Source organism: Acidaminobacter hydrogenoformans DSM 2784 (assembly GCF_900103005.1).
Classification (GTDB): domain Bacteria; phylum Bacillota; class Clostridia; order Peptostreptococcales; family Acidaminobacteraceae; genus Acidaminobacter; species Acidaminobacter hydrogenoformans.
Genome location: NZ_FMWL01000034.1, coordinates 1 through 13,642, shown reverse-complemented (window position 1 = coordinate 13,642; position 13,642 = coordinate 1). Strand labels below are relative to the sequence as shown.

Sequence of the window (13,642 nt, the reverse complement as noted above, 5' to 3'; positions counted from 1 at the left end):
GAGAAAGGGCCACACCTGTTCCCATCTCGAACACAGAAGTTAAGCCTTTCATCGCTGATGGTACTTGGGGGGCAGCCCCCTGGGAGAGTAAGTCGTCGCCGGGTACAATGGACTTTCTGGTTGAAGGTTAAGGCCTTCAGCCAGGGATCCAGCATTTCGCTGCTGGAGGCGCTACTGCGTTACCTCTGGTAACTAACGTTCCAAGGTAGCTCAATGGTGGAGCAACCGGCTGTTAACCGGTAGGTTGTGGGTTCGAGCCCCACCCTTGGAGCCATTTCTAATTGCCGGAGTGGCGGAACTGGCAGACGCACAGGACTTAAAATCCTGCGGTCCTCAAAGACCGTACCGGTTCGATTCCGGTCTCCGGCACCAAGTTAGTTTTTTTCGGAAGCGAGGTTTTAATAGCGTCCAGCGCAATCGCTGAGAAAAAAATGGTCTTTTCCCGAAGGGAAAAGAAACTACCTTAAGTAATCGTATGATTCACAAATTGAGTACATTTTACACCTTTCACCACACTCGTCGCGGAGTGGAGCAGATGGAAGCTCGTCGGGCTCATAACCCGGAGGTCGCAGGTTCGAATCCTGTCTCCGCAACCATTTTATTCTCGGCCCCTTGGTCAAGCGGTCAAGACACCGCCCTTTCACGGCGGTAACAGGGGTTCGATTCCCCTAGGGGTCACCATTTACGGGAGCTTAGCTCAGCTGGGAGAGCATTTGCCTTACAAGCAAGAGGTCACAGGTTCGATCCCTGTAGCTCCCACCATGGTAGCTTTTTTAGAAAGCGGGGTTTTAACCGCTTTCTAAAAAAGCGGTTTTTCTCCAAAGGAGAAAAACCTTCCTTATACTTAATCAAGGCATACCAATTGGTTTTCCAGATGATCCATCGACACAGCGCTTCTCATCGCTGGCGTCAAAAAGCCGTACTAAACCACGGCCTGGTAGTTCAGTCGGTTAGAACGCTAGCCTGTCACGCTAGAGGTCGAGGGTTCGAGTCCCTTCCAGGTCGCCATTTAAAACTTAATCATGGGGGGGTTCCCGAGTGGCCAAAGGGGACGGACTGTAAATCCGTTATCTACGATTTCGAAGGTTCGAATCCTTCTCCCCCCACCACGGTAGCTTATTTAGAAAGCGGGGCACTAACCGCTTTCTAAATAAGCGGTTTCTCACCAAAGGTGAGAAAACCTACATTCTTAGTACCTTTGAATATTAACTTTTATATACCGAAAATCATCAATACTATGCGGAAGTGGCTCAGAGGTAGAGCATCGCCTTGCCAAGGCGAGGGTCGCGAGTTCGAATCTCGTCTTCCGCTCCATTGTTTTTTAGACGCAACCGGCTAGGCGCTATTCATCTTGCGTTCTGAATATGACCCATTAGCTCAGTCGGTAGAGCACTTGACTTTTAATCAAGGTGTCCCGCGTTCGAGCCGCGGATGGGTCACCAATATGGCGCCATAGCCAAGTGGTAAGGCAGAGGTCTGCAAAACCTCTATTCCCCAGTTCAAATCTGGGTGGCGCCTCCAAATTATGCGCTCGTAGCTCAGTTGGATAGAGTGTCTGACTACGAATCAGAAGGTCGGGGGTTCGAATCCCTCCGGGCGCACCAATGAAATGTAGGTATATCAAGGCCTCCGAGAAATCGGGGGCCTTGGTGTTTTTTGAAAAAGGCGTTTACCCGTAATCTACCCGTAATGTTGATTTGAAAATTGAAGAATTACGTGTTACCCGTAATAGTACGGAGATATGATAAAATAGAAGCAGATAGAGAAAAAGAATTTTGGGGGAATATCTTATGGGGAAATTCGGACGAGGTGACTACGGTTCTAAGTCAATAGACTTATCAAAAATAAAAGCCCGTCAATTATTTCTTGAGGCACTTGATGAATTTTACCCTGAAATTGGAGATTATCTAATTGAAAAAGTTTATACAGAATTCATTGGATTGGCTGCATCAGTTCCAGGTGTATGGGAAAAGGGCTATATAGACTCTGGTCATTATGATCCAGATAGACGTAAGGACAATGAGATTATCCATTATTATTTTGGTAAACTAAGTACATTACGAGATTGGCGAAGCAAATTCAATATCAATCAAAAATGGATCATTAAGCCTTTGATCATCAAATTAGATATGTGTTATCAATTTTATAAAGCAAATCTTCCTGACAAGGAGATGAAAGAACTGATTCAGGACGTTGGCTTCTTTTCAAATAATGTCATGGGCTTATTAGATTATGATTATGGTGAAGAAAGAAAAATTGAAGCTGCAACAAGAAAGATTGGCAAACTGAGGGGATATATTCCAACTTCAGAAAGTAAAGATGATTATAAATTAAGAATTGAGATATTTTTGAATAATATTGATCAATATTTTGAAAAAGTAGATAAATATATGGAAAAAGAAGGATACGAAGAGATAGATAAGAAATATACGTTCAGACAGACGAAAGCTGATCCTCTTGATCATATGAGGTGGTTTATAGAAAAGAAATTCTTTGAATTTGATGATGCGAAGATTATAAGGCTGCACAATAGACGATATATACACGATGAAGATAAACAGATTAAATCAAACTACAATCTCACAAACACATTGCAAAAGGTGGCTTTGAGGCTTGAATGGGAATAATCGTATTAAGGGGTATGATATAAGGCATCCTTAATACGAACGTATGTACTAAAATCCATTGAATTAGAAGTTAGAGAATAGTACGCTTAGTGTAGGCAAGAAAAAGCCTCGCGAGCGTACTATTTTTTATTTGCCGATAAATAGATGAAAGGGTGATCTTAATTATGAATGAATTAGAAAATTCAAAAGTCGTTTATAACAAAAAACAGAGTCGTATGACCATTGATGAAATCGAAAAGTTAAAATTCCTGAGCGTTCAACAAGCGGCAGATGTCGCCGGAGGTGGCAGACGTGTCATCTATAATTGGATTGCTGAAGGTAGAATTCCAGCAGCCAGAGTTGGCAACGCGTACATGATTCCAACCGTAGCTTTTCTGAAATATCTTGAGGATCTGGCGGCTGAAAATTTGATCAAGAGATGATGACAAAAAAATACCGCCTGGATCGCTCCGGCGGTGGGAAAATCTTATTTGTTAAATTATAACATAAAAATGAACGATAATCAATAGTGTTCATTATAAGGCAGGTGAGAAAAATTTGACAGTTGTCACAATACAAAATGCAGACAGCAATCCAAGACTAAAGGCAGCGCTTGACCTTGAGAAGCAGGGCTTCAGTATCATCATTTTGGGTGAGAAGTCAAAGAAAGCTGCCGGACCTTGGAAGCAATACCAAACTGAACGAATGACTGAAGACCAGATCAGAGCTGCCTTTGCCAAAGCGCCATTCTCAAATATTGGCATCGTTACCGGAACGATCTCTGGGGTCATGGTGCTGGACGTGGACGGTCCTCAAGGCATTGAATCCCTCAAGGAAATTGGTCATCTTCCTGCGACACCTTCGGTCAGGACAGGGAGCGGGGGCATCCATTATTATTACAAGCATCCTGGGAAGCAGTACAGAAACAGCGCCGGGAAGATCGCGCCGGGTCTCGATATTCGGGCGGAAGGCGGGATGATCGTTGCTCCGCCGTCAATTCATCCGAATGGTGAACTTTATGAATGGACCATTGGTCTGGATGAAGTCGAGCTGGCTGATCCACCGGAGAAGCTTCTCGAAATGATCAAGGCGGCATCCGCTGAACGTCACGAGGCGACACAGGCGGACGCAACCGGGGATCTTATAGAGGGTGGACGAAATGATCATCTTATCAGGCAAGCTGGATCTCTTCGGGTGAGGGGACTGAGCCTTCCGGCAATAAAGGCGGCAATTCTGGCAGAAAATGAAACGAGATGTAGTCCGCCGCTGACTCAAAGTGAGCTGGAAAAGACAATTTTCAAAACTCTTGAAAAGTGGGAGCCAGGGACCGCGCTTGACTTCAGTGAAGGGGTTGAAAATGAAGATCCAGAAAGTTTCTTCAATTGGTATGAAGTGGACATCAAGACAGGCAATCTCAAACACTTGGTTATTGACCGTTTGGCAGCACACTTCCAAATGAGGCATCCGGCCCTGAGCATCGGTGGCGCACTTTTTCAGTATGACAACGGAGTATATAAGATTTTGGCGGATGATCAAATAAAGATGCAGGTTCGGCAGCATCTTCTGCCGGGTAAAGCCAGGGTCCACACGCTGAACGAAGCTCTGTCTCTTTACAAAATGCTGACATACACAGAGGCGGACAAAGTGAATGAAAAACCTCATTTGATCAATTTGAAAAACGGCGTCTTGGACGTGAAGACATGGAAGACTTATGAACATAATCCACGCTTGAAATCGACGGTCCAGATTCAAGCTCAATATGTTCCAGAGGCATCCGCGCCGAACTTCAAAAAATATCTCAATGACATATTAGATGAAGATGCGCAGAGGACCTTGCAAGAAATCGCCGGCTATATTGTCAGCGGTTACACACTGGCGAAAAAGCTTTTCATTTTAACAGGTGTATCAAACAGCGGGAAAAGCGTGTTCATTAACGTCATAGAAATGTTAGTTGGTCCGGAAAATTGTTCTCATGTTGCGCTTCAAGATTTTGGGAATGATCGCTTCTTGACAGCTCAATTATTTGGCAAGACACTTAATTCCAATGCGGACCTGTCTCATGACGCTTTGAAAAATTCTGCCATCATCAAAATGTTGACAGGTGGTGCGGATGCTATTGAAGCACAGCGGAAGGGCGAGCAGGCTTTTTCCTTCGTAAACCGCGCGAGACTCCTTTTCAGCTGCAACCGCCTTCCGCGAATCTACAATGATAAGACCGCAATTGACCGGATCACGATTGTAAAATTTGAAAGAACAGTCCCGCCGGAAAATCGGGTTGATCTGATTCCCATTTTCAAAGATGAACTTGACGGCATCCTTGCTTGGGCTCTTGAGGGACTTAAGCGGCTGATGAAAAACAAGTTTATTTTCTCAGAGTCTTCGGGAGCGGTTGAACTTCTCGATGAGTATAAAAAGACCTGCGATCCTTTAGAAATTTTTCTGGAAGACGTCTGTGAAGTTGGTGCTGATCATGAGATTGGTTCGAAAGAACTTTATGCAGCATATGAGAAGTGGGCTCTCGAAAGTGGCCATCAGAAGGTTTTTGCACTCAATAATTTTGTTGTGGAGCTGCGGACCATGAGGCCGGAAATCAAGAAAATCCGAGTGCGCAAGGCATATGGCTATGTCAGTTTTCTCAAAGGCATCCGCTTGATACCAGAAGAGGAACCGACGGAAGACTTTACAGGCCAGATTTATCAAGGAACAATACCATGGTAACAGGGCTTTGCACGGGACTGCACGGGACTTCAAATCGCTGGAAGCGTTGCAAATGCTTGAAGTGACAAGGCTCACTACACTTTTTTAACTCCTGAGAAAAAATAAATAAATAATTGTTTTTCAAAGGGAATTTTCTCTGATTCAAAATATTTTTTCTATAAGGAATTGATAAAGCCCTGTGAGCCTTGTCACTGGCAGTTATATCAATGGCTTCAGACTGTCGAAGTCCTGTGCAGGTATAGTGAAAGGTCCTGTGCATTATATGAGAGGTGATAAATTGATTCAATTCAGACCGCTTGACACTCTGTACAATGGCTATCGTTTCAGGTCCCGTCTTGAAGCACGCTGGGCTGTCTTCTTTGATGAAGTGGGACTTGCATATGAATATGAGCCGCAAGGGTATGAGCTTCCGCCTATAGTTTCAAAAGATCCGCCGAATCAGTACGACTCAGAGACTCTTTGGTATTTGCCGGACTTCTACCTTCCGGAACTGGATCTGATTGTTGAAGTAAAAGGACCGGAACTTCCGCCGGAGGATGCTGAAAAAGTGAAGAGGATGTCCTTCTATTCTAATAGCAGAGTTGCTCTCTTGAGGCAGATCCCGAATCCAGAAAAACTGATATCTGATGATTATTTCAAAATTCTTTATAATTACGATTATGCTGGCGAGTGCGACTCTGATCATCCTTATTGGTTTTGTGTCTGCGAAAAATGCGGCAAGATAGGTTATGAATTCGAAGGACTATCAGAAAGAATAAAATGCGAATGTCCAGAAAAATGGATCAATTTCAATGATAAACGACTTCTAAAGGCTTATGCAAGAGCACGTCAAGCCCGGTTCGAACATGGCGAGAGACCTTGAGGGGGATTAAAATGAGCATACACGAAGAACTGAACGGTTATAATCCGCTTAAACATTGGATGTCTACTGTTTTGAAAATTGAGCATGAAAAAGGTTATCTGGAAGGCTATAAACGCGGTGAGTCTGAGCGCGATTCACTGAAGATGCAGCTTGAAGAGTATGAGACGATGCTGTCCGAAATGCGTGAAAAATTGATGGGAGAGGGGCTTTTCATATGAGATCAACAAACAAATTGGTCAAAACAATGCTGTCTGACATCCGCACTGAAGCTTATAATCGAGGTTTTGAAGCAGGCAAGGCTGAAGGGTATGATCTTGCGCACAGTTTCGAGAAGGCGCTTTACATGGTAGGTCAAACGCCTTTCGCCGTGGATCTCAAGCCCGCGGAGTTTGACAAAATCCAGCTTGAAGTTGACGAAATGGACAGCACTGCATACCTTGAGCATCTTCTGTGGTTATCGGAAAATCTAACGCCAGAACAGCTGGGATGGATGAACCGAACTTTACTGTTCGCCATCCGTGGTCTATGGGAAGATCCAGAGGGCGAAGATTACGACTTCAGCGGGCCAGACGATCAGGAAGAAGATGAGGTCATTCCATTCACTGAGGCGGTGCCGGGTGACCTGTTGGATAAATACAAGCATTTTACACGAGTTGTTGAAACGCGGTGATCTGATGAATACCAGGAAAGAAATTCAAAAAGGCCCGCCTCCTGATCCAGCTGAGAAGCTGAAGCGGATTTCTAAGCTTCAGCACAAGATTGAAGAGCTGCAGCGCGAACTCGACAGGCTCCAAAAAGAATGATGTTCATCCGCTTCAGCGGGCTTTATACCTCCTATTCGGCCCGTTCGCGGATTGACATACAACCTCCTTGTAGTACCCCGGAACGGCCTCCGACGATCTGGGCAGCAGTACCCGGTGAAGCTCCGGGAGCGGGGCGGATCCCTGTGACAGCAAGCGGGAGCGCTTGTGGTGGCGGTGGTGCTCATATGGCCACCAGCTGCCAGCCATAGTGTCGTCAACCACACAGTGCCAGCCTTCAGTGAGGTGAGAACAATGGCAGTATATAAACAGCTTGACCGGGATCGAGAAGCCCGGCTGAGAAAGATAGCAAGGCTTCAGAGCATGGTGGATGAGTTACGCAATGAAGATGCAGTCAAGGGTGAAGCCTTCATTCACGCTGTGCGGAAACTTGAAAAGAAAAACGGTGGTTTGCACCGAGCAATCAAGCGTGATTCTGAAGATGATGAATTCATGAAACGAGAAATGAAAGCATTTCTTGCCCAACGCGGTTATAAATAAAAATTTGAGGAGTGACTTATAAATGGCTAAAAAACCTAACTTCAACATGAAATCTGACGATGTTCTCCAGAAAGAACTGGCGCGTAAAGAAGCGCGTGTCAACGACCTTGAGAAGGAACTTGAAGCCGTTCGCGCAAAGATTGGCGCAGAGCTTGAACGCTATGCTGCCCTGGACGATAATGCAAGGGACAAAGCCTTCTCCAGTTTTGAAGCGCTGAAAATCCAAGAAGTGCGAATCATGGAGAAACTGGAAGTGCTCAACACTGCCGGGCAGAATACGGTAAGCATGGCAGCTAACGGCGTTCTGAAAGAGTTTGAACGGGTACGCGCTGAATATTCCGAAGCCGTATCTGAACATATGGCAAGAAAGGATAAGCTTGAAGCCGAATTTGAAAAGGCAATGGAAGGGCTTGAGGCAGAGCGCACAGAACTGAAAATGCAGTATGAAGCGGCTGGTCATATTACAATGGCAGCGTGTTCTCATATTGATGGTGCGGAGGATGATAAGAGCATTAAAAGAAATTATTATGGTGCACTGATCCGACGCGCATAGACACAAGGCCCGCTCTTTATCGGGCGGGCTTTACTTCATGCAAATAATACTCATTTGGTAAATATATACCCTCCCCCCCATTAAATGGAAAAAGAAAGGGGTAATCAAACACCCACTGTGAAGGACGATGTGCTTCGCGCCGAGGGGCCTGGACCGGTGGGGTCTGCCGCCATAAAAAGAATTGAGGTGAGATATTTGGCTAAAGTTAAAACGATTAAAGAGGAATTGTCGACTGAAAGCAAAGTTTCTGCGGAAAAGCGAAGATTGAAGTCACTCTTCAAGGACGTCAGCTCTGAAAAACTGAAATTGGTGGATTCCCTCTTAGACAATGCCGCCTGGATGATCGTAAAGCTCCAAGAGCTGCGGGACATCGTTGATAGAGAAGGTTTAATTGATGAGTATCAGAACGGTGCCAACCAATGGGGCAAGAAGCGCAGCGCCGCTGCTGATCTGTACAATTCCATCCTGAAAAACTTCATGACACTGATGAGGCAGCTCACTGACTTAGTCCCTGAAAGCAAACTGGCTGATGATGAGATTGAAGATGAATTCATGCAATTTGTCAACAACCGCGGTTAGGCCATTTCTGAAAATATCGCAGGGTGCTATAAAGGCCCGGTGTAGTTTACGCGCTTAAGGGGGCTTGATGTTGTCTGCTGAAATCAAAATTGACTATGACGCACGAAACCGTGAGCTTTACCAGCGATTCAAAGACGGCGACGCAAAAGCCCTGGAAGAAATGCTGGAATTCAATAGACCTCTGGCGATGAAGTGGGCGAACAAATATTTCAGGGCGGCAAAGCTTGAGTACAGACCTTCTCTTGATCGGGAAGACCTTGAGTCCATGGCCATGATCGGAGCCTGGCGGGCAATCACTGAGAAGTGGGATCCAGACCGCGGGCCGCTGTCAACGGTAATTATTTGGACTATCAAAACAGAGTTTCGGGAAGTCTTCCGGGTGGGGATGTCTGTATCACTCAATACGCCTGCTGGCAAGAATGAGGATGGCCAAGCTGATCAGCAGTCTATGCTGCCAGACCTTGACGCGGTGGATCCCGAACTTCAGACGTATGCTTCCGAACGGTGCCAGGAATATTTCAGCTTTATGGCAGACCACGCTGATCCAGTCGAGCTTAAGCGGCTAAAGGCGTACTGTCTGGGGTACATTGAGCAGCCTTCCAGAAAGTCCATTGAATCAGCACTGATCACAGGCCCGCAGCCGCCGTTGGTGAAAGCCTTCCGTGAACGCTGGCTTGGATCCCAGCTCTCTTATTATCCAAGCCCAATGGCAAGCATGGGTAACGTCAGACCGACGCTGAGAGGCCATGCAGACCCGACAGGCGACAAGGCCATGATGCGGATTGAGCTCCTTGAGCGTCTTGAAAACAAACTTCAGAATAGATTAGGGGTGAAGCCATGAAAAGAAAAGAAGTTGATCCGAACAGTCCTCATGCTAAAGCTATTCAGGCGCGCGACGAGGCCCGAAAAGCGTATCTGGAACGGTGTGCCAGGGCAAGTGCTGCCCGCATGAAGCTATTATCTGCTCATGGTGCTTTAATGGGTGCGATGTCCAATTATCACGCCATAGGCGGAAGGTCTGAGGATATTGACACCCTTGATCTGATTGTCAGGGAGCTTGACCGACAGATGGCTGCGCTTGAGCACGTCACGGTCACGGGCGGTGTATTATGATCAGCATCAGTGAACATGAACGCGCCAGAATGAAACGCCTGCATCAAATTGACCTCAAGCTGTCTGCTATGCACAGGGCCAGCAATGCCAGCCTTAAGGCCACGTCTGCGAGGATTTCTCTTCTTGACCTGATGAGAGCGTACCAGGGGCTTGAGATGGCCGACGAAGTGGAAACCCTTGACCTCATGGTGCGGGAACTTGACAGGCAATCTGAGGCCCTTGAAAATATCATAGTGATGAATATGAAGTGAATTAATAATGAGCCTGGAGAAATCTGGGCTTAAAACATATTGACAAGTAAAGAAAAATGCTGTACATTAATATTAGGAGGTGAAACATGAGAGAAAAAAGCACTTCACTCAATGTCAGGTTAAGTCCCGAAGAGCTTGATTCACTTCAAAAAAAGGCTGATGAAATGGGGATGACAGTTTCTTCTTTTATCCGGATGATTTCTAAGTCTGAAGTGAAAGTCATTGTTCAGATCAAAAAAGAAGATTAAGGTTAATAACGGTGTAAAATGGAGGTGAAAAGTTGGAAATAAGTTATGTAGAATTTGAAACCGCTTACAAAGAAAAATATAATTCAACGATTTATGAAGATAATCTATCAGAGATGAACAACGGCGACATTAACCAAACAGAAACCAGTTTGAAGCAATCAATTTTGCTAAGCTCTTTAATTAGCGACAGATTAAAAAATTCAGAAATGACCGCGGATGAGATCGAAAGCGCCTTTAATAATATTTCGAGCAAAATGCTTATGTATGTATTGCTTAATATTTACTATCAGATCCCGGACAACCATTTGTACCAGGTGTTCAAATCAGCTTATTCAATGTCATATTTCAATCATTATGAGGACTATGACGGTTTTGAAGATTTGTTTTATAGAGTCAGCGAATTAATGCCGGATGCTGAAAAAGCGGATTTATTCGGAGAATCAAAAAAAATCACACTTTATAGGGGAGAGGCTTCGAAATCAATCGGAATTGAGGATGCTATGTCATTCACGACACACAGACCAATTGCTGAATGGTTTGCTTCGAGATTTGGGGAAGGTATCGTTTATGAAGTTGAAGCGAGAAAGACGGATATAATAGCAAAAATTGATGATCGCAACGAACGGGAAATAGTGTTATTTCCGGGTAGAGCAAAGATTGTTGACAGTTATGAGATTATTCAAGGCGTAAACGATCAGGCGGCCAACGTATGGAAAGAATTAAGCAAATAAAAAACCGCCCAGCATAGGACCGGGCGGCCGTGGTCACATTGTCACACACTAATTTCGCCATAAAAAAAGGAGGAAATCAACATGACCAGAATTAATTCTAACACAAAGTACAGTCACCGTCACGAGAAAATTAGACAGGCAATGAATTGGTATGGCTTAAGTGTCAAGGACCTTGCAAAGTCGCTTGAGATTAGTGAAAGCGCACTTCGCCGCCGACTTGATGGTAAAGTATCATTCGGAATGATGGAAGCTCTCAAGATATTTGACACACTGAAACTAAAGAATATTGACGCGTATTTTCATCCGAATTATGACGGTGAAATGGTCATAAGCTGCCAACCTTCAAAAGCATGGATAAATAATTTTGAGCCGGGTATGGGTGTAAATGTAAACGTGAAAGATCCTTGGGAAGTCCCTCACAATAGTTATGTTGCCATTGAGATTGATGGAGAAGTTGTCGCGGGCAAGCTGGCACAGTTGCCGGACGCGTGGACGGGGCTCTTCGTCAGTGACAGTGACATCATTGAAATTAAACCTGAAGACATCGTAAGCGGGAAGATCATCTTCCTTGGTCAAGTAAAGAGTATATTCAAAAACTTTTCATAGGTCTGTTTTGAAAGGATCTGATTAAATGGCTGGAAAGAAAAAGTCTGAAGAGGTTGAAGCTAAACGGGAAAAGAAGGATCATGGCCTTGGTAATATTCGAAAACGCAAAGACGGCAAGGCGTGGGACGGAGAGGTCATGATTGACGGCACAAGAAGATACTTCTCTGGTAAGTCTGAAGCTGAGGTCAAAAGAAAGATCAAGCGCGCTAAAGCTGAGGCCGAAATGGGGCTTGCAATCGAGCCGAATCAATACACGGTGAAAGACTGGCTTGATATATGGCTTGAGAAGTATTCGCGGATCAGCGTGAGTCCTGGGACCTATGCGGACCATAGATACATGATTGACGCGCACTTGATTCCTACCTTGGGATCCATTAAGCTGTCAAAGCTCACAGCGGCTGAGGTTCAAGATATGATCAATAAGAAGCTAACGACACCGCGCATAGTGAAGGGCAAAGAAGCTGATCCGCTGTCTCCACGGACCGTGGTCATGATCCTTGGTGTATTGAAACAGGCACTTAAGCAAGCGGCTCTGGAAGGTTTTGTTCAGCGAAATGTTGCTGATTTTGTCAAAAGGCCGCGAATGGAAAAAAAGGAAGCACGGCATCTGACTCATGAAGAAACGACTCTGATTCTGGAAGAGGCTAAAAAACAGAGAGTCCCAACACTTTATTATCTGCTTCAGTTTCTTCTTGGGTCCGGTCTCCGAATTGGTGAAGCCGGGGCGCTGAAGTGGGCTGACTTGGATCTTGATGAAGGCATCCTTCAGGTCAAGCAATCAACACGGCGTGTCATGGAATACGATAGCGACGGAAAGAAGCTTGGGACACAGATCATCACAAAAGAACCGAAGACGAAATCAGGCCGCCGCAGTGTTCCTCTTCCGCCGTGGTGTATCGATGATATGGAAGAGTGGAGGATGGTTCAAGCAGAGATGCTGCTGAAAATGGGCGTGACTGATCCTGAATTTGTCTTCACTACTGTCATTGGAACGCAGCTTGACACGGACAACGCCAGAAGGGAGCTTGACATTGTACTTGAGAGGCTGGATCTCAAAGGCATCAGCTTCCATAGTGTCAGGCATACCTACGCGACAAGGCTTCTCGAAATGAATGTCAATGCGAAGACAGCTCAAGAGCTTCTTGGTCATTCTAATATTGCAATGACACTTGACACGTACAGTCATGTCATGCCGGATCTCAAGAAGGATGCTGTCAGTCAATGGTCAGACAGGGACGCGACAAAGCAAGCGATAGGAAATGAGTCAGCGAAGGTCACGCCGCTCAGGAAGAAAAAGAAATAAGAAACGACCTTCTGATTTTATTACGGGTGATTTTACCCGTAATGTTACCCGTAATCTGAAAATAATTTAGATAATTTTAGAGAGAAGAGGTAAAAAGCCAAAGTCTCGAAAACGTTGAAAATACTGATGTGTAGCAATTTAGAAAAATATAGAAAAACGAGGAAATAAGGCTTTTATATTCCTACGAATCAGAAGGTCGGGGGTTCGAATCCCTCCGGGCGCACCAATCAAATGCACGTATATCAAGGCCTCCGAGAAATCGGGGGCCTTGATATTTTTTTTCGTTATTATACTATCTATTCCATTTGAAGCTGCTTAGATGCGGCTTTTTTCTTTTGGATAGGTGTGTGTCAAATATCTGTCAACTTCCATAAAAAAATGTGACTAACCCGAAAATAATCAGTCAAAGCCCGTATTTCTGCGGATTTGCTTGCAAAGATACGGGCTTAATGTTATACTGTATTTAGTCACATATGTTACTAAAAAGGAGGACGAATATGTACCTCGATTTTCTAGTCAAAATACCAGAAGCAGCAGGTAAAATTACCTACAGAAAACGAGACGACTCCTGTTATGTTTACTATGAGTACGATAGGATCTATGATCCTACGCGAAAATTTACGAACGTAAAGAGAGCGATGATTGGTAAGCAATCCAAAGCTGATCATCTTATGATGCAGCCAAACCAGAACTACCTGAAGTTCTTCCCGGAAGTAGAGCTTCCCGAAGAAAAGGATCGTTCATTAAGAAGCAGTTGTTTGCGAGTCGGGA

18 protein-coding genes, 11 tRNA genes and 1 rRNA gene are annotated in these 13,642 nt (G+C 44.9%); all 30 read left to right on the top strand.

Going from position 1 to position 13,642, the window contains the following annotated elements; all coding sequences use genetic code 11:
• A 5S ribosomal RNA gene (gene rrf, locus BLP63_RS16480) occupies positions 1-104 on the top strand; the annotation flags it as partial.
• 95 nt (positions 105-199) lie between these two features.
• Positions 200-274: transfer RNA gene (locus BLP63_RS16475), tRNA-Asn, on the top strand.
• A 9-nt stretch (positions 275-283) separates the two neighbouring features.
• A tRNA-Leu gene (locus BLP63_RS16470) sits at positions 284-372 on the top strand.
• Between the two features lie 148 nt (positions 373-520).
• Positions 521-596 (top strand) — tRNA-Met (locus BLP63_RS16465).
• Between the two features lie 10 nt (positions 597-606).
• A tRNA-Glu gene (locus BLP63_RS16460) sits at positions 607-681 on the top strand.
• Positions 682-686: 5 nt separating this feature from the next.
• A tRNA-Val gene (locus BLP63_RS16455) sits at positions 687-762 on the top strand.
• Between the two features lie 169 nt (positions 763-931).
• Positions 932-1,008 (top strand) — tRNA-Asp (locus BLP63_RS16450).
• Positions 1,009-1,024: 16 nt separating this feature from the next.
• Positions 1,025-1,109: transfer RNA gene (locus BLP63_RS16445), tRNA-Tyr, on the top strand.
• Positions 1,110-1,239: 130 nt separating this feature from the next.
• Positions 1,240-1,314: transfer RNA gene (locus tag BLP63_RS16440), tRNA-Gly, on the top strand.
• Positions 1,315-1,366: 52 nt separating this feature from the next.
• Positions 1,367-1,442 (top strand) — tRNA-Lys (locus tag BLP63_RS16435).
• 4 nt (positions 1,443-1,446) lie between these two features.
• Positions 1,447-1,521: transfer RNA gene (locus BLP63_RS16430), tRNA-Cys, on the top strand.
• A 6-nt stretch (positions 1,522-1,527) separates the two neighbouring features.
• Positions 1,528-1,604, top strand: a tRNA-Arg gene (locus tag BLP63_RS16425).
• Positions 1,605-1,790: 186 nt separating this feature from the next.
• The gene (locus BLP63_RS16420; RefSeq protein ID WP_092593540.1) at positions 1,791-2,627 is read left to right on the top strand and encodes a hypothetical protein; all 837 of its coding nucleotides are present in this window, start codon (positions 1,791-1,793) and stop codon (positions 2,625-2,627) included.
• A gap of 164 nt (positions 2,628-2,791) precedes the next feature.
• A complete protein-coding gene (locus tag BLP63_RS16415) occupies positions 2,792-3,049 on the top strand; it encodes a helix-turn-helix domain-containing protein (protein ID WP_092593538.1) in 258 nt (85 codons plus the stop codon).
• Positions 3,050-3,164: 115 nt separating this feature from the next.
• Positions 3,165-5,324 (top strand): phage/plasmid primase, P4 family, encoded by a 2,160-nt coding sequence (locus tag BLP63_RS16410; RefSeq protein WP_092593536.1) that lies wholly within the window; start codon positions 3,165-3,167, stop codon positions 5,322-5,324.
• A 277-nt stretch (positions 5,325-5,601) separates the two neighbouring features.
• Positions 5,602-6,186 carry a PDDEXK family nuclease gene (locus tag BLP63_RS16405; RefSeq protein WP_139159861.1) on the top strand — a complete coding sequence of 195 codons (585 nt, stop codon included), beginning with the start codon at positions 5,602-5,604 and terminating at the stop codon, positions 6,184-6,186.
• 11 nt (positions 6,187-6,197) lie between these two features.
• Complete coding sequence (locus BLP63_RS16400) at positions 6,198-6,404, top strand: hypothetical protein (protein WP_092593532.1); 207 nt, start codon at positions 6,198-6,200, stop codon at positions 6,402-6,404.
• Entirely contained in the window at positions 6,401-6,856 is a 456-nt protein-coding gene (locus tag BLP63_RS16395; protein ID WP_092593530.1) for a hypothetical protein, read from the top strand. Before BLP63_RS16400 ends, BLP63_RS16395 begins: the two co-directional genes overlap by 4 nt.
• A gap of 4 nt (positions 6,857-6,860) precedes the next feature.
• A complete protein-coding gene (locus tag BLP63_RS17250) occupies positions 6,861-6,989 on the top strand; it encodes a hypothetical protein (protein ID WP_278278150.1) in 129 nt (42 codons plus the stop codon).
• 252 nt (positions 6,990-7,241) lie between these two features.
• Positions 7,242-7,487, top strand: coding sequence for a hypothetical protein (locus tag BLP63_RS16390; protein ID WP_139159860.1), 246 nt, complete (start codon positions 7,242-7,244; stop codon positions 7,485-7,487).
• Positions 7,488-7,509: 22 nt separating this feature from the next.
• Positions 7,510-8,040, top strand: coding sequence for a hypothetical protein (locus tag BLP63_RS16385; RefSeq protein WP_092593526.1), 531 nt, complete (start codon positions 7,510-7,512; stop codon positions 8,038-8,040).
• 195 nt (positions 8,041-8,235) lie between these two features.
• Positions 8,236-8,619, top strand: coding sequence for a hypothetical protein (locus BLP63_RS16380; protein ID WP_139159859.1), 384 nt, complete (start codon positions 8,236-8,238; stop codon positions 8,617-8,619).
• A gap of 70 nt (positions 8,620-8,689) precedes the next feature.
• Positions 8,690-9,460 (top strand): sigma factor, encoded by a 771-nt coding sequence (locus BLP63_RS16375; protein WP_170829515.1) that lies wholly within the window; start codon positions 8,690-8,692, stop codon positions 9,458-9,460.
• Complete coding sequence (locus BLP63_RS16370; protein ID WP_092593520.1) at positions 9,457-9,732, top strand: hypothetical protein; 276 nt, start codon at positions 9,457-9,459, stop codon at positions 9,730-9,732. Before BLP63_RS16375 ends, BLP63_RS16370 begins: the two co-directional genes overlap by 4 nt.
• A complete protein-coding gene (locus BLP63_RS16365) occupies positions 9,729-9,983 on the top strand; it encodes a hypothetical protein (RefSeq protein WP_092593518.1) in 255 nt (84 codons plus the stop codon). The genes BLP63_RS16370 and BLP63_RS16365 overlap by 4 nt, the downstream gene beginning before the upstream one ends.
• Before the next feature lie 86 nt (positions 9,984-10,069).
• Positions 10,070-10,231, top strand: coding sequence for a plasmid mobilization protein (locus BLP63_RS16770; protein WP_139159858.1), 162 nt, complete (start codon positions 10,070-10,072; stop codon positions 10,229-10,231).
• 32 nt (positions 10,232-10,263) lie between these two features.
• Positions 10,264-10,962, top strand: a complete 699-nt coding sequence (locus tag BLP63_RS16360) for a hypothetical protein (protein ID WP_092593516.1) — start codon at positions 10,264-10,266, stop codon at positions 10,960-10,962.
• An 81-nt stretch (positions 10,963-11,043) separates the two neighbouring features.
• Complete coding sequence (locus BLP63_RS16355) at positions 11,044-11,568, top strand: helix-turn-helix domain-containing protein (RefSeq protein WP_092593514.1); 525 nt, start codon at positions 11,044-11,046, stop codon at positions 11,566-11,568.
• Between the two features lie 25 nt (positions 11,569-11,593).
• Entirely contained in the window at positions 11,594-12,871 is a 1,278-nt protein-coding gene (locus BLP63_RS16350; protein WP_092593512.1) for a tyrosine-type recombinase/integrase, read from the top strand.
• 497 nt (positions 12,872-13,368) lie between these two features.
• The coding region (locus BLP63_RS16345; protein ID WP_330387197.1) for a hypothetical protein at positions 13,369-13,642 on the top strand (274 nt) is incomplete at its 3' end.